This window comes from Kineosporia babensis, assembly GCF_021129305.1.
Taxonomy (GTDB): domain Bacteria; phylum Actinomycetota; class Actinomycetes; order Actinomycetales; family Kineosporiaceae; genus Kineosporia; species Kineosporia babensis.
In genome coordinates this window covers 137,516-157,193 of record NZ_JAJOMB010000018.1, presented here as the reverse complement: position 1 = coordinate 157,193, position 19,678 = coordinate 137,516, and the positions used below count along the sequence as shown (strand labels likewise).

14 protein-coding genes are annotated in these 19,678 nt (G+C 69.0%); 3 read left to right on the top strand and 11 right to left on the bottom strand.

Annotated elements, in window-relative coordinates:
- Positions 1-91: 91 nt before the first annotated feature.
- On the bottom strand, positions 92-706 hold the full coding sequence (locus LR394_RS28415; protein ID WP_231447636.1) for a TetR/AcrR family transcriptional regulator: 615 nt from the start codon (positions 704-706) through the stop codon (positions 92-94).
- Between the two features lie 104 nt (positions 707-810).
- Here LR394_RS28415 and LR394_RS28410 point away from each other — a divergent pair, with 104 nt between their 5' ends.
- The gene (locus LR394_RS28410; protein ID WP_231447635.1) at positions 811-3,372 is read left to right on the top strand and encodes a glycoside hydrolase family 2 protein; all 2,562 of its coding nucleotides are present in this window, start codon (positions 811-813) and stop codon (positions 3,370-3,372) included.
- A gap of 69 nt (positions 3,373-3,441) precedes the next feature.
- On the opposite strand, the gene LR394_RS28405 is transcribed toward LR394_RS28410, so the two are convergent.
- Both LR394_RS28405 and LR394_RS28400 read right to left on the bottom strand, forming a co-directional pair.
- Complete coding sequence (locus tag LR394_RS28405) at positions 3,442-5,019, bottom strand: GGDEF domain-containing protein (protein ID WP_231447634.1); 1,578 nt, start codon at positions 5,017-5,019, stop codon at positions 3,442-3,444.
- Positions 5,020-5,104: 85 nt separating this feature from the next.
- Positions 5,105-8,260 (bottom strand): efflux RND transporter permease subunit, encoded by a 3,156-nt coding sequence (locus tag LR394_RS28400; RefSeq protein ID WP_231447633.1) that lies wholly within the window; start codon positions 8,258-8,260, stop codon positions 5,105-5,107.
- Positions 8,261-8,401: 141 nt separating this feature from the next.
- Between LR394_RS28400 and LR394_RS28395 the strand changes: the two genes are divergently transcribed.
- Entirely contained in the window at positions 8,402-9,070 is a 669-nt protein-coding gene (locus tag LR394_RS28395; RefSeq protein ID WP_231447632.1) for a response regulator, read from the top strand.
- On the opposite strand, the gene LR394_RS43265 is transcribed toward LR394_RS28395, so the two are convergent.
- From LR394_RS43265 to LR394_RS28370, 5 genes are all read right to left on the bottom strand, one after another.
- A complete protein-coding gene (locus LR394_RS43265) occupies positions 9,048-10,274 on the bottom strand; it encodes a sensor histidine kinase (RefSeq protein WP_231447631.1) in 1,227 nt (408 codons plus the stop codon). The genes LR394_RS28395 and LR394_RS43265 overlap by 23 nt on opposite strands.
- A gap of 86 nt (positions 10,275-10,360) precedes the next feature.
- Positions 10,361-11,578, bottom strand: coding sequence for an FAD-dependent monooxygenase (locus LR394_RS28385; RefSeq protein ID WP_231447630.1), 1,218 nt, complete (start codon positions 11,576-11,578; stop codon positions 10,361-10,363).
- Between the two features lie 386 nt (positions 11,579-11,964).
- Positions 11,965-12,558, bottom strand: a complete 594-nt coding sequence (locus tag LR394_RS28380) for a TetR/AcrR family transcriptional regulator (protein WP_231447629.1) — start codon at positions 12,556-12,558, stop codon at positions 11,965-11,967.
- Positions 12,559-12,707: 149 nt separating this feature from the next.
- The gene (locus LR394_RS28375; protein WP_231447628.1) at positions 12,708-14,261 is read right to left on the bottom strand and encodes a PucR family transcriptional regulator; all 1,554 of its coding nucleotides are present in this window, start codon (positions 14,259-14,261) and stop codon (positions 12,708-12,710) included.
- A gap of 18 nt (positions 14,262-14,279) precedes the next feature.
- Positions 14,280-15,845, bottom strand: a complete 1,566-nt coding sequence (locus LR394_RS28370) for an amidohydrolase (RefSeq protein ID WP_231447627.1) — start codon at positions 15,843-15,845, stop codon at positions 14,280-14,282.
- 151 nt (positions 15,846-15,996) lie between these two features.
- On the opposite strand from LR394_RS28370, the gene LR394_RS28365 reads away from it, so the two are divergent.
- The gene (locus tag LR394_RS28365; protein ID WP_231447626.1) at positions 15,997-16,620 is read left to right on the top strand and encodes an FMN-binding negative transcriptional regulator; all 624 of its coding nucleotides are present in this window, start codon (positions 15,997-15,999) and stop codon (positions 16,618-16,620) included.
- On the opposite strand, the gene LR394_RS28360 is transcribed toward LR394_RS28365, so the two are convergent.
- Genes LR394_RS28360 through LR394_RS28350 form a run of 3 tightly spaced genes read right to left on the bottom strand, consistent with a single transcriptional unit; the run spans position 16,617 to position 19,671 of the window.
- On the bottom strand, positions 16,617-17,639 hold the full coding sequence (locus LR394_RS28360) for a peptidase C39 family protein (RefSeq protein ID WP_231447625.1): 1,023 nt from the start codon (positions 17,637-17,639) through the stop codon (positions 16,617-16,619). The two genes, LR394_RS28365 and LR394_RS28360, sit on opposite strands and share 4 nt — an antisense overlap.
- Positions 17,636-18,625 (bottom strand): ABC transporter ATP-binding protein, encoded by a 990-nt coding sequence (locus tag LR394_RS28355; RefSeq protein WP_231447624.1) that lies wholly within the window; start codon positions 18,623-18,625, stop codon positions 17,636-17,638. The genes LR394_RS28360 and LR394_RS28355 overlap by 4 nt, the downstream gene beginning before the upstream one ends.
- Entirely contained in the window at positions 18,622-19,671 is a 1,050-nt protein-coding gene (locus LR394_RS28350) for an ABC transporter ATP-binding protein (protein ID WP_231447623.1), read from the bottom strand. Before LR394_RS28350 ends, LR394_RS28355 begins: the two co-directional genes overlap by 4 nt.
- Positions 19,672-19,678 lie beyond the last annotated feature (7 nt).

Sequence of the window (19,678 nt, the reverse complement as noted above, 5' to 3'; positions counted from 1 at the left end):
GAGCCGGAACCACTTCGAACGGGCCGCCACCGACCACCGAACGGCACCGGGCGACGAACAACAGGCTAACAGATCAAACTGATAGACCCTCTCAGTTTTTGCCCGAGCCCTCCTGGCGAGTGGGCAACAGCGCGTCCGAGGCGTTCAGCAGATCGAGAAGATGGTCCGCGAGCTGGGCCGTCGGGGCCTCGGGCATCTGGTCGCGGTGCACGTCCAGCGCCATCTGGAGCACGGTCAGAGTCACTCCGGCCGCCAGGCCGACCCGAAGGTCGGCCTTCTCCAGCCCGGCGCGCCGCGCGATCGCCGCCTCCAGCAGAGCCCGGCCCTGGTACCAGATGTCCAGCAGGCGGGCCCGGGGTGCCGGGGCCAGGTCCAGCTGGGCCCGCAGCCGCAGGACCAGGTCGTCGGCGTCCCAGCTCTCTTCCATGAGTTCGTGCAGCGCATGGCCCAGGGCCAGGCCGATCGGCTCGTCCTCGGGGCGGGCGTTGAGGTTGTCGGTGAGTCCCCGGATCCCCTCGGCCAGCGGGTACAGCAGGATCGCATCCTTGTTAGGGAAGTAGCGGTACACGGTGGCGACGCTGATCTGCGCCACCTCGGCGATCTGCTCGACCGTCACCGCGTCGTAGCCGTCCCGCTCGGCCAGCTCGACCACAGTCTGGTGCAGCGTGTCCCGAGTGCGCTTGGCCTTGATCTCTCGTAGTCCCACGGCGACAAACTCTACAACATGAGAGATCCTCGCAATTGACATGACCTATCGACTCGAGTTTCGATGGATGCCCCATTCGGGCAAGCCAAGGAGTTGCGCACCTCATGCAGACACTGGACCTCACATCGTTCGAGTTCGCGCAGGGACCGGTCGGCGGCCCGATACCACCACCCGAAGGCTGGGCACCCGCGGTCGTTCCCGGCGGCGTCCACGAAAGCCTCCTGGCCGCAGGCCAGATCGGTCACCCGTTCCACGACCGCAACGAGCAGGACGTCCGCTGGGTGGAAGATCGGGACTGGTGGTTCCGCACCGAGCTGCCCGGTCTGGACACCGCCCCGGACGAACGTGTGCGGCTGGTCTTCGAGGGACTCGACACCGTGGTCGACGTCTGGCTGGACGACGAACTGCTCGGCCACCACGAGAACATGTTCCGGCCGGCCGAGTTCGACGTGACCGGACGCTCCGGCCGGCTCGTTCTGCGCTTCTCCCCACCGCTGGCCGGGCTCTCGGTACCCCAGGCCGCCCAGGACCAGATCGGGAAACTGATCGAGAAGTACGCCCCGCCTGGTGTCGAACTCACCGTCGCCGACGTGATGACCGACGGCGGAGGGCTTCCGAGCCCGGTCCTGCCCCTGGCTACCCAACGCCGCAAGGCCGCGTTCAGCTGGGGGTGGGACTTCGGGCCGCGCGTGCCCTCGATCGGGATCTGGCGGCCGGTCCGGATCCGGCACGAGCGCCGCGCCCGGCTGCTCGGCCACCACATCCGCACACTCTCCGTGCAGGAAACCACGGCCCAGCTCGGCCTGGAGGTGGAGGTCGAGGCCTTCGCCGCCGACTCACCGCTGACCGCGGTCGTGACGCTGACGGCACCTTCCGGGTCGGTACAGCGGTTCGTCCTTCCGGTGCAGGACGGAAAGGCTTTCAGTACTTGCGAAATCACCGACGCCGAGCTGTGGTGGACGCACGACCTCGGTAATCCCGCACTGTACGAGGTCAGGGTCTCGCTGCTTGAGGGCTCCGATGTCCTTGACGAGGTCGAGGACCGGATCGGGATCCGCGCCCTGACTCTGGATCGCTCGCCCGACGACGAGGGCGGCAACTACTTCCGCTTCCTGCTCAACGGAGTGCCGGTGTTCGCCCGCGGGGCCAACTGGCTGCCCGCCAGCCAGCTCATCGGCAGTGTCGACGCCTCCCGCCGCCAGCAGCTCGTGCAGCTGGCTCGTGAGGGCGGGATGAACATGCTGCGGGTCTGGGGTGGCGGCATCTACGAGGACGAGGCGTTCTACCAGGCCTGCGACCAGGCCGGGGTACTCGTCTGGCAGGACTTCGCCTTCGCCTGCATCGACTACCCCAGCGGGGACGCCGCCCTTCAGCACGAGGTCACGCTGGAGGCCGAGTACCAGGTCCGGCGCCTGCGCAATCATCCGAGCCTGGCGCTGTGGTGCGGCAACAACGAGGTCCACCCGGTGCACGGCTACACCTTCGGTAACCAGGACCCCGGTGACTGGGGCTGGCACTTCTTCCACCAGATCCTGCCTGCCACGGTCGAGCGGCTCGACGGCACCACCCCGTACTGGCCGGGCAGCCCCTGGGGCGAGGATCTCGGCGAGGGCGTGCGCGCACCGAACGGCAAGCTCGACGGTGACCGGCACGCCTGGGAGGTCTGGCACGGCTCCGAGTTCGGCATGGGCGCCCCCGATCTGCCCGACGTCGGCCAGGCCCGGCTCTACCGCCGCTACGCCGAGGACAACGGCAAGTTCATCAGCGAGTTCGGCATCCACGCCGCCCCTGAGTACGCCACCCTGGCCCGCTGGATCCCGCAGGAGCAGCTCACCCTGCACAGCCCGGCCTTCGACGCCCACAACAAGGACCACCCGAAGGACAAGCACAACCCGGTGCTGGACATCGTCACCGGCCGCCCGCAGAACATCCACGAGTACATCCACGCCAGCATGGCTTCCCAGGCCGAGGGCCTGAAGTTCGGCATCGAGCACTACCGCCGGCGTCAGCCGCACTGCAGCGGAACCCTGATCTGGCAGCACAACGACGTCTGGCCCGGTTTCAGCTGGTCGGTGATCGACCACGACCTGGTGCCCAAGGCCGGCTACTACTTCGCCCAGCGCGCCTTCAGCCCACTGCTGGCCAGTTTCCGGCACCACGACGAGCGACTGGAGCTGTGGCTGTCCAACTCCGGCCGGGCTGTCAGCACCACCGCGCTGGTCACCCTGGAGCACTTCGGCGGCACCATCGCGACGCTGCAGAAGGTCAGCGCCGACCTGGCTGCGGGCGAGTCCCGGATGGTCTGGTCCACGGCCATGCCGGCCGACCCCACCCTGATCGCCCGGGTCACCGGTGACGGCTTTCCCACCAACCGGCTCTTCTTCGCCGAGATCAAGGACCTGCCGCTGAACGGCACCCTGGACTGGTCGGTCAAGGAACGCAGCGCGACCGAGGCAGACGTCCACGTCCGGGCCCGAGGGTACGCCTACTTCGTCCATGTCCCGAGCGTGGTTCCCGGTATCCGGTTCAGCACCAACTACCTCGAACTGCGCGACGCCGAGGAAGCCGTCATCCGGGTCAGCGGCCTGCCCCTCGGCTTCGACCCCAGCAGCCTGGAACCACGTACCTATGCCGGCCCGTCCATCGCCCCACCCAGGCCGCAATAACTCACTTCCCCGCCAAGCGGTTCGGGCCCCGCAAGGGTGCCCGAACCGTCCTCAATCACCGACCTGAACTCACCCCGGGACCGTGAGGCCCGGCTGCCACAACTGCACCCGCCCCTTGCCCGCGGTCTTCGCCCGGTACATCGCCACGTCCGCCCGGATCAGCAGGTCGGCAAGGTCGCTGCCGGGCTGCGCATGAGCCATCCCGATGCTGGCCCCGATCCGGTACCGGCCCTCCGGGTCACCGGCGAAAGTCGAGACGCCGAGCACGATCCGGTCGGCGACCCGCTGGCCGGTCTGCGCATCGACCCCGTTCAGCAGCAGGGCGAACTCGTCCCCGCCCAGCCGGGCCACCACGTCCGCACCGCGCACCACGCTGCGCAGTAATTCGCCGACCCGGATCAGCAGCTCGTCCCCGGCCGCATGACCGAGGTTGTCGTTGACCGCCTTGAAGTTGTCCAGGTCGACGAACATCATGGTCAGCGGGACCGGCTCGGGCCGGGCCAGCAGCTGGGCGGTCACCTCGGTGAAGCCCTGCCGGTTGGCCAGGCCGGTCAGCGCATCGGTGCGGGCCTGCTGCAGCAGATCGGTGTGCGCCAGACTGTTGCGGTAGGCCAGCACCACCTGGTTGATCAAGCTCTCGGCGGCGTCGAGCACGGCCCGGGCAGGCTCGCGGGAATGCCCCACCCCGACCACGAAGGTGGGCATCTCGGCCCGGCTCAGGACAACCCAGCGGCTGCCGTCCTCCAGCGGATCGGTCAGGGCCTGTTCCAGCTGGGGCGAGTCCAGGTCGACCGCGCTGGAGACCAGCAGGTTCGGGTACGGACCGGCCGCGTACGTGATCAGCCGCCCGGGCTGGTCCTCGGGCCGCACCCGCTCCACCGGGACCACGCGCAGTCCAGGGGTTTCGGCGGCGAGGGCGTGCAGCGCCTGCCAGCCCACCCTGGTGATCCGGGTCGCGTCCGTGATCCCGATCAGCTGGCTGCCAGTTTCCGAGATCAGCCGCTGCCGGCGGGAGTTCGCGTCCAGCGCGCGCAGTGACAGGGCCAGCTGCGCGCCGAGGAAACTCACGCACAGGAGGTTGATCGGACCGCCGAAAAGCGCCGCGTGAAGCACCAGCTGGTCCACCACCGCCTGCCGCTCGGCCCAGAAGAACGTCCCCGCCAGGAAGACCAGGGGGTACACGATCGCCCGGACCACGGTCGCCCGGGTGCTGCTGAGCAGGCTCAGCAGCAGGATGCCCTGAAATCCCAGCCCGAACGCGTGCATCGGAATCTCGGCCAGGCCCAGCAGCACGAAGAAGGCGAGCGCGAGCAGGACATCGACCACCAGTGGCACCCGGGCACGGTGATAGACCAGGCCGAAACAGCCCACCACGCCGGCGGTGATTCCTGCCATCAACACCGGCGCTTCGGACGTGGCCACCAGCGGCGGCGCCGAAACGAACGCGGTGGCCAGGACCGTCATGGCCACGACCCAGCGAGCACGAGCCTCGCTGGCATCGCGCGACGGGATCCGCCACCAGGCCGTCGGCCCGTGGCGCCCGGCCTGCGCCGTCTCCTGCATCACTCCCCCGTTACCCCGGCCGAACGCAAGATCGGCACCCGGGCCCACCGGCTTGAGCGGACCACCACCATGACGCAGCGTCAATCCGGACTCCGATGATCCTCACCGATCCGTACCGGCCGGCCCTGACCGGGTGAGCAGGATCGAGGCCTGCTCACCCGGTACTCGTTCACACGGTCACCGGCTCCTTCTCGGGCACGACCGGCAGGTCGTCCTTGCGCTCCCGGCGGCGTTCGACGAGTTCGTACAGGGCAGGCACCAGCAGCAGGGTCAGGGCGGTGGAGGAGAACAGACCACCGATCACCACCACGGCCAGCGCCTGGGAGATGAACCCACTGCCGCCGGTCACCCCCAGAGCCATCGGCAACAGCGCGAAGATGGTGGCCAGGGCCGTCATCACGATCGGCCGCACCCGCCGGCCGGCACCCTCCTCGACCGCCTGGGCCACGCTCATCCCCCGGTCGCGGTACTGGTTGATCAGGTCCATCAGGACGATCGCGTTGGTCACCACGATGCCGATCAGCATGAGCATCCCGATCAGCGCGGCCACCCCCAGCGGGGTCCCGGTGACGAACAGCAGCACGATCGCGCCGATCGCGGCGAAGGGGATCGACACCATCAGGATCAGCGGCTGCAGCAGCGAGCGCAGGATCGCCACCAGCAGGACGAAGATCAGGCCGACGGCGATCAGCATGGCCAGGCCGAGCGAGCTGAACGCCTCGCTCTGCTGTTCGCTGGCCCCGCCGAGTTCCACCTGGACGCCGTCGGGCAGGTCCACGCCGTCGATCCGGTCCTGGGCAGCGTTCTGCACGTCGCCGAGCTTGCCTTCGGCCGGGGTCAGGGCGACCGTCGCGACCAGGGAGCCGTCTTCGCGGCTGACGCTGGCCGGGGTGGTGACCTCCCGCACCTCGGCGATGTCGTTCAGCGCCACGCCGGGCATCAGCTGCATCGTCTCCAAGCGGTGCAGATTGGAGACGTCCTGGCCCGCGTCGACGTAGATGGCCAGTTGGGTGCCCTCGATGGTGACGGAACCGGCTGCGCCCGGGCTGATCGCGGCGGCCACCATCCCGGTCACGGCCTGCTCGCTGAGTCCGTGCCCGGCGGCGGCCTGGCGGTCGACGACCACCTCGACGGACGGCTGGTCGGCGGAGCGGTCGTTGGTGATGTCCGTGGTGTCCGGGACGTCGGTCAGCGCCTCGATGAGCAGGGCGGCCGCGGTGTCCAGCGACTGCTCGTCGTTGGCGGTGATCACCACGTCCACGGTGGAACTGCCGAGTCCTCCCCCGTCGGCGCCGAGGCTGATCTCGTCGGCGGCCGGCAAGGTGTCGACCTGCTGCTGAATTGCATCCTGGACGGTGCCGACGTCCTCTGATTCATCGGTCGTGATGGTGAAGTTCGCGGTGGTGTCCCCGGAGGTCCCGGAGCCGGGCGGGCCGGGCATCCCGCCGCCGGTCGCGCCAGAAGCGCCGGCCAGACTGGCGGTGACCAGGACGTCCTGGACTCCTTCGGCCGCCCGGACCGCCTTCTCGGTCAGGGCCACCTGCTCGGTGACCTGTTCCAGGCTGAGGCTGGAGTCGAAGCTCTGGGTGGCGGTCACGCTGTTCTCGCCGGTGCTGCCGATGAACTCGACGCTGAGCCGGGGCAGCAGCGACAGGGAGGCGCCCAGCAGCACGATCGAGGCCAGCAGAACCACCAATGGACGACGCAGGGTCGCCTTGAGCAGCGGCAGGTACGCCTTCTGCAGGCGGTTGGGTTCCTCTTCGGACACCGGCCGGGCCGGCCCCTGCGGGACCTTCAGGAACCAGTAGGCCAGGACCGGGACGATGGTCAGGGAGACCAGCAGCGAGGACAGCATGGCGATCGTGACGGTGAGAGAGAAGGGCCGGAACAGCTCGCCGACCATCCCGCCGACCAGGGCGATCGGCAGGAACACGAGGACCGTGGTCAGGGTGGAGGCGGTGACCGCGGCGGCGACCTCCCGGACCGCGCCGAGGATCGCGGCGAGCTTGTCCTCGCCGAGTTCGAGGTGCCGTTTGATGTTCTCGATCACCACGATCGAGTCGTCCACCACCCGGCCGATCGCGATGGTCAGCGCACCCAGGGTGAGGATGTTCAGCGAGTAGCCCCACAGGTACAGGCCGACGAAGGTGACCAGGATCGACATCGGGATCGAGATCGCCGTCACCAGGGTCGAGCGGGCGGAGAACAGGAACACCAGGATCACCACGACGGCGAACAGCAGGCCCAGCCCGCCCTCCACGGCCAGGTGCTCGATCGACTCGGCGATGTAGGGTCCCTGGTCGCTGGCCACGGTGATCGCGGCGCCCTCGCCGAGGTCTGCCTCCAGGCCGGGCAGCAGCTCGGTCACCGCGTCGGACAGGGCGACCACGTCGGCATCGCTGGTCGCGGTGATCCCGATCGAGAGGGCCTTCTCACCGTTGGTCCGGGTGATCGAGGTGGCCTCGGCGTCCTGGACCTCGACCGTGGCCACGTCGCCCAGGGTGGCCGTTCCGTTCGCCCCGATCAGCGGCAGGTTCTCGATCTGCTTCACGCTGCTCAGCACGCTGCCGGCGGTGACGGCCAGCTGCTCGCCGTCGGAGGAGACGCTTCCGGCCGGCAGCGGCGAACCGTTGCTCTGCAGCGCGGTGGTGATGTCGGCGCTGGTGAGCCCGGCCCGGGCCAGCTTCGCGGGGTCCGGGCTGATCAGAAGTTCTTGGGACTGGCCGCCGCTGATGGTCACCTCCCGGGTTCCCTCCACCGCCTCCAGATCGGGCACCACGCTGTCGGCCAGTTTCGCGCTGAGCACATCGGGCGCGTCCGGCGAGGAGACGGTCAGGGAGATCACCGGCATGTCGTCGAGACTGCCTGCGCTGAGCTCCGGTTCGGCCCCCGAAGGCAGGCCGGCGCGAACACTCTCGATCGCTGCTTCCAGATCGGTGGTGAGCTCGGCCTCGTCCAGGCCGTAGTCGGTGGAAATCGCGATGGACGAGACGCTGGTCGAGGAGACCGCAGTGACGCCGGTGACCCCGTCCACCCGGCCCAGCGCCGCCGACAGCGGCACCGCCACCTCCTCGTCCAGAATCTCCGGGCTGGCCCCGGGAACCGTGGTCAGCACCGACATCTGCGGGGCCGAGAACGACGGCAGCAACTCCTGCTTCAGCGACAGGGCGGAGATCACCCCACCCACCGTGACCAGCAGGGTCAGCAGAGCTATCACGGCACGGTTGCGCAGACTGATCTGCGTAAGTCTGATCACGGCAAGGTTCTCCAGGACTTTCCAGACGGGGATGACGTTCTCGATGCTGGCCAAGGCCGGCCTGCTCACGCGTCCCGCCGTCGTGGCAATGTGCCGGGAGAAACCCGCCCGCCGTACTGCAGGCGCGGTATTCGGCCCACCATCGGCGATCCGGGCTCCGGGTCCACCTATGCTGGCGGGCGATCCCGTCCCGACGTTCGGAGCACTTTCATGACCATCCGTGTCCTGCTGGCCGACGACCAGGGCCTGATCCGCTCCGGTTTCGCCGCGCTGATCGGTATGTCGGACGACATCGAGGTGGTCGGGGAGGCCGACGACGGTGCCGAAGCGGTCCGGCTGAGCAGCGAACTGAAGCCGGACGTGGTGCTGATGGACATCCGGATGCCGACGATGGACGGGCTGAGCGCCACCCGGGCGATCACCGGGCAGGCTGCCCTGGCCGACGTGCACATCATCGTGCTGACTACGTTCGAGGCCGACGAGTACGTGCTGGAGGCGCTGCGTTCGGGGGCCAGCGGTTTTCTCGGCAAGAACGTCGCACCGGACGATCTGCTCCAGGCCGTCCGGGTGGTCGCCGCCGGTGATGCTCTGCTGTCACCACGCGCCACTCGCGGGCTGATCAGCCGCTTCACCGAAGTGGCGCACAACCAGCCGAAATCCGATGCCCTGGCGGTCCTGACCGAACGCGAGCGCGAGATCCTGGCCTGGGTGGCGCAAGGGCTGACCAACCAGGACATCGCCGAAAAGCTTTTCCTGTCACCGCTCACGGTCAAGACCCACGTGAACCGCTCGATGACCAAGCTGCAGGTGCGCGAGCGCGCACAGCTGGTGGTCCTGGCCTACCAGAACGGTCTGGTCAAGATCGGGGAAGCGCTGTAGCCGGTGCCCGGCCGGCGGTGGGTGTGAGGTCGGCCGGGACCGGTAGCTCGGCATTGATCGTGAAGAGCCCACCGGGACCGTCCTGAACGGTCAGCGTGCCGCCCGCGCTCACCGCCCGCTCGCGCATCCCGAGCAAGCCGAAACCCGATCCAGGTTGATGCTTTTGACCGTTTTCGACCCGGTTGCAGACCACCAGCTGCAGTTTTCCCGGAAGGCTGGTGAGCCGGACATCGGCCGAGCCGTCGCCGTACTTGCGGGCGTTGGTCAGGGCCTCCTGGACGATCCGGTAGGCGGCCAGGTCGCTGATCGCCGGTAGTTGCGGCGGCAGACCCTGGTGTTCCAGCGTGACGTCCAGACCGGTACTGCGGCACTCCTCGATCAGCTGACGTAGTTGTGCCAGGCCCGGGACAGGCTCGACCGTCGCCTGGGCCGAGCCGCCCCGCAGCAGGCCGACCACCGAGGCCAGTTCCTCGATCACGACGTCGCACGAGCGCCGGATGTGCCCCAGGGCCGGGTTCAGGTGCTCCGGGCCCCGCACCGCGGCATGCGTGGCCACGCCCGCCTGCACGCTGATCACCGCGATGTGATGCGCGACGACATCGTGCAGTTCCCGGGCGATCCGCATCCTCTCCTGCAGCACCCGCCGTTCGGCCTCCTGCTCGCGGGTGCGCTCGGCCCGCAGCGCCCTTTCCTCCATGGCCAGCAGGTAGGCCCGGCGATTGCGGATCGCACCGCCGGTGGCGGCGGCCAGGCCCATCCACGCCACGACGACCAGGTTCTGCGCGGCCAGCACCCCACCGTCGCCGAGGGCCAGGTTGGCCAGGTACTGGAGCCCGGCGGACAGGCCGATCAGCGACCACGTGCTGCGCCGGCGCCCCTGAACCGCCGCGCTGTAGGCCAGGATCACCGGCACGATCAGGTAGGGCGGCCGGGGAGTCTGGCCCGCCGCGATACCGGCCACGGCGCACAACGTTGCCAGGATCAGCAGCGGTCCGGGCCACAGCCGTCGCGCACCGATCACGGCAACCGTGGCCAGTGCCACGACCAGGTCTTCGAAACCTAGCGGGCCAGTGATCGCCGGCCGCTCCGGGAAGTGCCGCACCACGAGCGTGAAGAACAGGGCGACCGCAAGGCCCAGCAGCAGATCGGCCCGGACCGGGTGCTGACGGAGGAAATGCCTGACGGCTCGGCGAAGGACGACCACGCCTGTGACCCTAGAATCGCGGGGTGGGTCCTGGCATCCCACCGGCGCAGTAGATGTCGCTGCAGCCGGCCCGGGCGTGTACTGCTTCAGGCCCGGGCCATGTCGACGTTCTTGGCGGCCATGCTCTTGTTGTTGGCCATCATCCGGCCCATCGCCCTGCGGGCCACCGGAACCTGCATCAGCCGCATCATCCCGGCCCGCATCAGGTGCTCGCGACGGTCCTGGGCCACGAAGATCCGCCGGTCGGCCAAGGCCGAGGCCTGATGACCGGCGATGAAAGGCCTCATGTGCCGTTCCCATTCCCAGAGTGCGGCGGACGGTTTGCCGGGATGCCGTTCGAGCATGGTCCCGAGCACCTCGGCGCCGGCGATGCCGCTGGAGGCGCCCATGCCCGAGTACAGCGTCAGGCACCAGGCCGCATCGCCGAGCAGGACCACCCGGCCGCGGTACCACGAGGGCATCCGCACCTGCTGCACCGAGTCGAACAGCGAGCTCGAAGCCTGCTCGTATCGGTCGAAGAGCCCATCCAGCAGATCGCCGGCCGGCTCCGGACCGAACGCCGCCCGCAGGGCCTCGATCGGTTTGCGGGCGAGCTCGGCCTGCGGATCGCGGGTGCGGTAGGTCATCAGCAGGCTCGGCGCGTGGTCGCGGAACGGGAAAGCGGTGACGGAACGGCCGGGTTCGGACAGCACCAGTCCTTCGGAGAGGCCGAACCCGTCCACCGGCCGGTCCAGGAGCGTGGCCGCGATCATGTAGTTCAGCGGGCGCAGGAAGGACTGGTCACCGAAGGCCAGCCGCCGCACCGTGGAATGCAGTCCGTCCGCGCCGATCACCAGGTCGAACGTCTCGGTGGAGAGGGTGTCCGAGTTCAGGTCCCGCAGAACGACCTTCGCTCCGGAAGCTTCCTGCTCGATCTGGTCGGGCACGGTGCTGAAGCGGATCTCGACATCGTCCGGGAGCATCGAGAACAGCCCGTTCTCCACGTCTCCCCGCAACAACGGCCGCGGCCCGCCGGCCAGCTGCCCCATCGCCATCCCCGGGCGCCGCCAGCCGCTGCGGTCGACCTCCCACGAGCGGACCTGTTCGCCCCCGCGATCCCCGATCGCGTCCAGCACCCCGAGTCGGCGCGCCGAGGCCACGCCCGAGCCGAACAGCATGATGAAGTAGCCGCCCGCACGCCGCTGCGGTGCCCGCTCGACGATCACCGGTTCCCAGCCGACCTGCCGTAGCCGGATCGCCGCCGCGATACCCGAGATCCCCAGCCCGACCACCAGGGCGCGGGGTGAACCACCAGTTCCAGACACTTTCTGCTCCAGCCCGTCGTCAACGGCGGCCAATAGTCCGCCGAACCACCGAAACGAAACGATGTCGTTTCGAAAGAAGTTAACGTCAGACGAAGCGAAACGCAATCGTTTCGGTCACCGGTGGGAGGTGGACGGGCCCGGCCGGGATCCGGTCGCCTGAGCACCCCGGTGCACTGGGTGTCCACCACGCTGGACAGTCATCTGCCATGGGACGACTGGGCCACCCCATGGTCCGGCTGCGACCCGCTCACGGTCGGGTCACCTACCCAGTGCGGTGGCCACCCAAGTCCGCTTCCAAGGGCGGCCCACCTGATCGAGATGCGCGGCCGCAGCAGCTAGCGGCTCGGACACCAAGTCCGCCTCCCGGCCGTCCCGGTGTGATCCCGTTAGCCCCTGAAAGCCGGGATCAGCACGACATCAAGGAATTCGGCCACGTACGCCGCATCCAGCTCCCGGCCGTCGAGCGAGGGCAGCACAATGGTCAACGCGATCAGCAGGTGACCCGCGAACTGCCCGGCAGGATGCCCCTGGGCGATCTCTCCCCGGATCTCCGCCCGGCGCAGCGCTTCCTGCACCGCAACCTCGCCCGGCTGCGCGAACTTCGCCCGCATCGCCGTTCCGAGGTCCTGGTCGGCCATCGCCGCGTGCGCCAGCCCGGCCATCAGCTTGCGCACCTCGGGCGCGATGGCCAGGACCCGCAGCGTCATCGCGAGCAGGTCCTCGCGGAGCGACCCGGTGTCGATGTCCGAGAAGTCCGGCAGCGGGCTACGGTGCATCAGTGCGGCCGCGACCAGGCCCGGCTTGCCACCCCACTGGCGATACAGGGTGGCCGTGCTGGAACGTGAGCGCGCGGCGACCCCGGGCATGGTCAGCGCTTCGTAGCCGACCTCGCCCAGCAACTCCAGCACGGCGGTGTACAGCTCGGCCTCACGCTCCGGGCTCAGCCTGGTCCGCCGCCCGCCCTGCTCCACCGAAGACATATCTACCCCAACGCTCCCTGCTGATCCTCACAGGATGCTAGTGGCCGCTACCCGGAGCCTTGAGCGGAGGGAAGGATCGCGGTGCCCCACTCACCGGGACCTGGACGCTCCCTTTGAGGACGAACAGCAGGTCCGGCTGTTTGGGTGCTTCACCGGCTGAGCACCAGTCGCAGCTGCAACCAGGTGCAGAGCATGTCGTCCGGGTCGTCGAAGCGCAGGTCGAACAGTTCCTGGATCCGCCGGATCCGGTAGCGCACGGTGTTGTCGTGCACGACAAGGTCGGTGGCCACCCGGGTGGCGTCGCCGAAGGCTGCGAACCAGGCGGTGAGGGTGCGGGCGTACTCGGTGCCGTGGATCCGGTCGTGCTCGACGATCGCGCTGACCGGTTCAAGACGCAGGTCGTGCGTGATCGTCTCCTGTTCGGCCAGGGTCTGGAGCAGGATCCGGCTACGGACTTCCTCGGACAGGGCCACCTGACGGTCGGTGTCGGGGCGGGCGAGCACGCGCAGGGTTCGGTCGGTGGTTCGGCGGGTGAGCGGCACGTCGGTCAGCAGTGCAGCGGTAGGACCGATGGCGACGACGACCTGAGCGCCGAGTGAGCGTTGGACGGCTCGGGCCAGGTCGTGGGCCACGGCGGCGAGACGCTGCCGGGCGCCGGAGTCAGGAACCGGGAGCAGGGCGTAGACCACGTTGTTGTGAGTGAGGGTGGGCGCGCCGGGATGCCAGGAGTCGGCGTAAAGGCTGACGATGTCGTCGATCTGGGCGCTGACCAGGCGTAGGTCGGTGGCGAGGCTGAGGCTTTGTACGGCCAGCAGGGCAACCGGCGCGTGCAGACCCAGGGCGCTGGCGGGCGTGGCTGAACCATCCAGCAGGGTGCGCAGAAGGTCGGCGCGAGCCTGGCGTTCAGGGTCTTTGCGGGTACGCAGGCGCAGCAGGTGCAGTGCGGCGGTTCGGGCGGCGTCTTGCAGCACCTGTTCGGCGCCGGTGACCAGGAGCGGGCGGTCGCTGATCGCCCAGATCGTGCCGAGCAGGTGTCCCCCAGCCCGGACCGCGATGGCCAGGCGGTCGGCCACGTCTGGCTGTGGGGCGCGGACGCGAACGGCGTCGCTGCGGTCGGTGACGGAGCGGTAGATGTCGTCGGTGAGGGGGCCGTCGAGTGCTCTGCGGCCGAGGATTCCGTGCTTGCGGACGTCGTCGGTGAGTTGGTCGGGCAGGTTGGAGTAGGCAAGTACCCGGCGTTGTGGGTCCTCGATGATCACCGCCCCGCCGATAGCTGAGGCGATGGCGTTGGCCAGCGCGAAAACGTCTCCGGTGCTGACCTGTTCCAGCGCGGTGGAACGGTCACCGGCGGCGCATCCGGCGGCCAGCAGCGAGTCCAGGTGCCGCCACGGGGTCTGCGGCGGCACCTGGAGCAAGGCCAGACCGGCTTGCTCGGCGGCCTGGGCCAGACGGTCCAGTGCCTCGCCCGAGCACTTCACCGCCACGGCCACGTAGCCTTGCTCAGCGGCCGAGCGCACCACCTGCACCGCGAGGTCCACGGCAGCTTGGGCGCCCGGCAGCAGCAGGAGCCCGGAGTCCGCCGGCACGAGCGGCTCGTCGAGCCCGCAGAGCACGATCTCGCCGACCACGGCGTCGGCGGGCACCACCACGGACGGGGCCTGAGCGCCGAGCAGATTCAGCACGGCCGAGAGTTTCGGGCTCATCCCGGGCAGTGTAGGAGTCTAGAAAGCGACGATTCGCCCGCCCAGCACCGTGTTCCGGATCTCAAGGGCGGCGATCTCCGGGATCGGCGTGGTGAGCGGATTACCGCCCAGCACGGTCAGATCGGCGCGGTAGCCCCGGCGCACGCGGCCCAGTTCGTGTTCGGCACGCAGCAGCCAGGCCGCGTGCACGGTGAACGCCTCCAACGCCTGCCGCACGCTGAGAACGTCGTCGCTGAGCACGACGCCGCTGTTGGTGGTGCGCTCGGCCCAGGACTGGATGGCGCGCAGCGGGGTGCCGGGCAGCGGCCGGTCGGTGCTGCCGACCACCCGAACCCCGGCGTCGAGCAGGGAACGGCCGCGGTAGAGCCAGTCGGCCCGGTCGGGTCCGAGCAGTTCGGTGTAGTGGTCGCCGTAGTCGTAAAGAAAGGACGCTTGGCTCACCACGGTCAGTCCGAGGGCGGCGAGCCGGGGTAGTTGGTCGGGGCGGATCGCTCCCCCGTGCTCGATCCGGTGGCGGGCATCGGGGCGCGGGCTGCGCCGCTGGCCTTCCGCGATGGCATCGAGGGCAAGGTCCAGGGCGGCGTCGCCGATCGCGTGGACCGCCATCTGCCAGCCCGCAACGTGCCCGTCGGCGATGGCCTCGCGCATCTGGTCGGGGTCGTCACGCCATACCCCGGGCGAATCCAGGCCGGTCATCGGCCGGGTCATCCGCGCAGTGCCGACGCTCATGCCGCCGTCGAGCACCACCTTCTGCGCAGACAGGCCCAGCATCTCGCCGCCGAACCCGGTACGCAGCCCGAGCGGAAGACCTCGCCCGAAACCGTCCTCTTGGTGCACGGAAACCTGGTGCAGCACGTCCATACTTGGCATCAACCGCACGCGAACCGGCAGCCGGCCCGCGTCCACAAGCACTTGGAACGCCGCCCCGTCAGCCGGGCTGAGACTACCCACCACGCCGCCCGCCCCCGCGTCCACACAGGTGGTGATCCCCTGAGCCGCCGCTTGCCGCGCAGCCTGCTCGATCGCGTCCGCAAGCTCGGTCTGACTGTACGGAAGCCGCTGGGCACCAACGAGTTCCTGCTCCAGCTCGTGCAGCAGACCGTTCGCCGGGCCGTGACCGGCTCGTTCCAGCACGGCCGTGGAGACCACGGAAGCATGCGCCGACCAGTGCTTGACCCAGACCCTGCGCCCACCGCCCGCCTTGTGCAGTTCCACAGCGTCCAGGTGCCGGCCGATCCGCAGCTGGTCGTACCCGTACACCTCGATCCAGTCGTCCGGACCGGCGCTGGTCGCGGCCTCGGCGATCTGGTCCAGCGCGCTCTGGGCCGAGTGACAGTCGTCGATCCGTACCGCTTTCAACCCCTGCCCGGTGAGCTGAAGATGGGTGTGGGCATCGATCAGGCCGGGTAGAACCGTGGCCCCTGCGGCATCGAAAACCTCTGTGGCGGGCCATCCGTCGAGATCTTCGTCCAGCCCGACGATCCGCCCGTGCAGCACCCCGATCCGGTTCGCCTGCGGACGCTCGGGGTCGAGGGTAACCACGTCCGCGTTCTCGATGATCAGGTCAAGGGGAGGCAGAGGCATACCGGACAAGCTAGTCAGCAGCGCTGCCGCCGGTCATCGTCGGTGATGGACAAGTCGCAACCGGTGCTTTGTCGGAACCGACAAAGGCCGATCCCGGTTCCTGGCATGTCAGTCATGGTCTTGCCGCCGGTGACTGAACAGGATTGGCTCTGTGCACGTCTTCACCGAGTACGGCGAGCAGGAGCTCGCATGGACCTGGCGACTGGTCAACGAAAACCCTTTCGCCCTGCTGATCACCACGTCCGGCGGGCAGCCCCGAGCCACCCATGTGCCCGTGCTCTGGGCAGCCGGCGCCACCGAACGCGGCGGACCGCTCGAAGGACAGGTGCTGCTCGGGCATCTGGCCGCAGCCAACGCGCAGAATCACGACCTGGCCCGTGCGGACGCGTCTGCTCTGGTGGCCGTGACCGGCCCGAACTCGTACGTCAGCCCGGCGCTGTACCAGGTCACGCCGGCCGCGCCGACGTGGAACTACGCGGCCGTGCACCTCACCGGCACGGTGCGGTTGCTGGACCCGGACGAGACTTTCGAGGTACTGAGCCGCACGGTGGACCACCTGGAATCGACCCGCCTCAAGCCCTGGGACCCGAGCGGCTCGCTGACCTACTGGCGGCGGATCCTGCCCGGCGTACGGGGTTTCGCGCTGACCGTGACCTCGGTGGCTGCCCAGTTCAAACTCAGCCAGGACAAACCGGCCGCGATCAGGCAGCGGGTCCAGGCCGATGTCGACCCGGACCTGGCGCACTGGATGCAGGTCACCGACCCGGATCGTTAGCGGCGCAGCAACACCGCGCCGCGGTAGCCGCCGTCGCCGTAGGCCGCCATCGCGTCCAGGTCGGCGGCCGGGATCGGCAGCAGGTGCCCGTCCACCCAGCTCTCACCGGTCGCCGGATCGACCGCCGGATCGTCGATCACCACGGTGTCGCCCGCGGTCCCGCAGCAGCGCACCCAGTGCGGCACCGGCATACCGCGCATCAACGCCAGCGAGAGCAACAGCAGCGCACCGGAACCGGCCTTCACCGCAGCGGCGAGCTCGTCGATGGTCATCCGCCCGGCCCGGATCGGAATCCCGAGACGTTCGGCCTTGAGCCGGGATTCGCGTTGCAGCCCGGCCCGCCACGCTCGGTCCTCCCCTTCCAGATGCTCCAGGATCACCGGCTCGGCCGAGTCCAGCGCGATGGTGACCTTCAGTTCCGGCCGAGCCTGCGCGATCGCGACACCCAGCCCCACCGGCTCGCAGGCGGGATGGTTGTTCGCTTCCTTCCAGAAGGCCATCTCCTGCTCCTCGTCCAGTGGCGCCTCGCCCTGCGGAACCAGCGCGGCCAAGGCCGAGAGTGCGGTGACCGAACCGCAGGTGTAGTAGGTGGTCTGGGCGTAGTACGGCACGGCCTGCACGGTGATCTCGGGTACCAGCCAGCGCACCGAAGCCTGAGCCGGAGCATCGCTGCCCGGGCCGGAACTCAGCGGTGGGGTCAGCGCTGTGAAGCCCAGGGAGCCGGCGTCACCCTCCCATTTCACCTGGGCCTGGCCAGCCTGCTGAGCCGCTTCGACCACAGCCTGGACCACCGGCTCGACGGCGCCCACCACGTCCACAATTTTGCAGTAGGAGGTATGCGGGCGAGCCGTAATCAGGGCAGCGCCCACGACTTCGCCGTGCTGTGTCGCGGTGACCAGCTGCGGCTGGGAGGCCGAGCGGTCGATGTCACGCCAGCGTTCCAGCACGGCGGGCGGGGCCAGGCGTGCGACGGCGTCGGGGATGGAAGTGCGCTCGAACGGCGCGGTCTCGATGTTCATTGCAGCAGGTGGCATTCCGCAGTGTATCCAGGGGTGATCTCGACGGTGGGTGGAGGCTGGCTAGCGCAGAGGTCCATGGCCTGCGGGCAGCGGGTGCGGAACCGGCAGCCGCTGGGCGGGCTGAGCGGGTTGGGCGGGTCACCGGCCAGCACCACGCGTTCGCGACGGGCCCGACGCCTGGCCACCGGGGAGGCACCGATCAGGGCGCGCGTGTACGGGTGGCGGGGGTTGCGCAGCACCTCGTCGGCCGGGCCGCATTCGACCAGCCGGCCCAGATACATCACGCCGATCCGCTGGGCCAGCTGCCGCACGATCGGCAGGCCGTGCGCGATGAAAAGGTAGCCGATGCCAAGGTTCTCGCGCAGTTCGTCGAGCAGGTTGGCGATCTGCGCCTGCACCGAGACATCCAGTGCCGACACCGCTTCGTCGGCCAGGATCAGGTCGGGGTTCAAGGCGATCGCCCGCGCGATCCCGACTCGCTGACGCTGACCGCCCGAAAGCGTACGCGGCCGGGCCAGCCGCTGAGCCGGGTCCAGCCCGACCGCCCGGAACAGCTCGTCCACCCGATCGTCCAGAGCACTCCCCCGTAGCCCACCGATCGCCTGCAACGGCTCGGCGACGATCTTGCCAGCTGTCATCCGGGGGTTCAGCGCGCCCAGCGGATCCTGGAAGATCACCTGCATCCGGGGCCGTAGCCGACGCAGCTGGCGGCCGCTGTAGTGGGTGACGTCCTGCCCGCTGAAGGTCACGGTGCCGGAGGTCGGTTCGCTGAGCCGCACCGCGATCCGGCCCAGGGTGGACTTACCGGATCCAGATTCCCCTACCAGAGCGAAGGTTTCGCCCGGAGCGATGGACAGGCTCACCCCGTCCACGGCTCGAAGTACCTTGCGTTCGGTGGGCCGTAGAGCCCGGGGCGACGGGATCGAGAAGTGCTTGGAGACGTCGGTGAGCGTGAGCAGCGCCGGTTCGGTGGCGAGGGTGGTCACCGGGCGTCCTCCTTCGGGGCTTGCGCGGTGTGCGTGGGGACGTCTGCGGTGGGCATGGGCAGGAACGTCGGCTCGATCGGGTTCCAGCAAGCGTACTCCAGGCCCGGTTTCTGCGTCTGAAGCGGCGTTTCGGTGCTGCAGCGATCCGCGGAGCGGGCACAGCGTGGATGAAAGGCACAGCCGGGTGGGCGTTGTTCCGGGGACGGCATCGAGCCGGGAATCGTCGGGAGCACGCTCGGCTTCTCCCCTTCCAGCGCTGGAACGCAGGACAGCAGACCAGCGGTGTACGGATGCCGCGGTGATTCGAATACTTCGTCGGCAGAGGCATTCTCGACGATCCGGCCGGAGTACATCACCAGTACCTGGTCGGCGACCTCGGCAGCGACTCCCATGTCGTGGGTCACCAGGAGCACGGCCATGCCGCGTTCGGTCCGGATCCTCTCGAGCAGAGCCAGGATTCCGGCCTGGACGGTGACGTCGAGGGCGGTGGTCGGCTCGTCGGCGATCAGCAGGTCAGGTTCACCGGCCAGGGCGGCCGCGATCATCACCCGCTGGCACATCCCGCCGGACAGTTCGTGCGGACGGCTTCGCAACACCCGTTCCCCGTCGGGAATCCCGACATCCGAGAGCAACGCGAGCAGACGCGTCCTCAAGTTCTGGTTCGGAAGTTTGCCGTGCCGACGCCGCAGCGACTCGGTCAGCTGCGAGCCGACCGTGAACAGCGGGTCAAGCGAGCTCATCGGCTCCTGGAAGACCATGGCTATGTCCCGGCCGCGCAGCCGCGCGACGCTCGGGTTGTCCATCTGGTGCAGGGGTTTTCCGTCGAACCAGATCTCGCCGCTGACGCTGAGCGCTGGTTCCAGCCGGGTCAGGCCCATGATCGCGCGAGCGGTGACCGACTTGCCCGATCCGGACTCGCCGACCACGCAGGTGGTCTCGCCGCGGTTCAGGCTGAACGAGACGCCGTCGACCACGGCGCTAGCCGGGCCTTTGCGCCGCTGGGCCCGCACGGTCAGGTCCTGGATGCGTAAAAGTGGCTCTGTCATTGCGGGT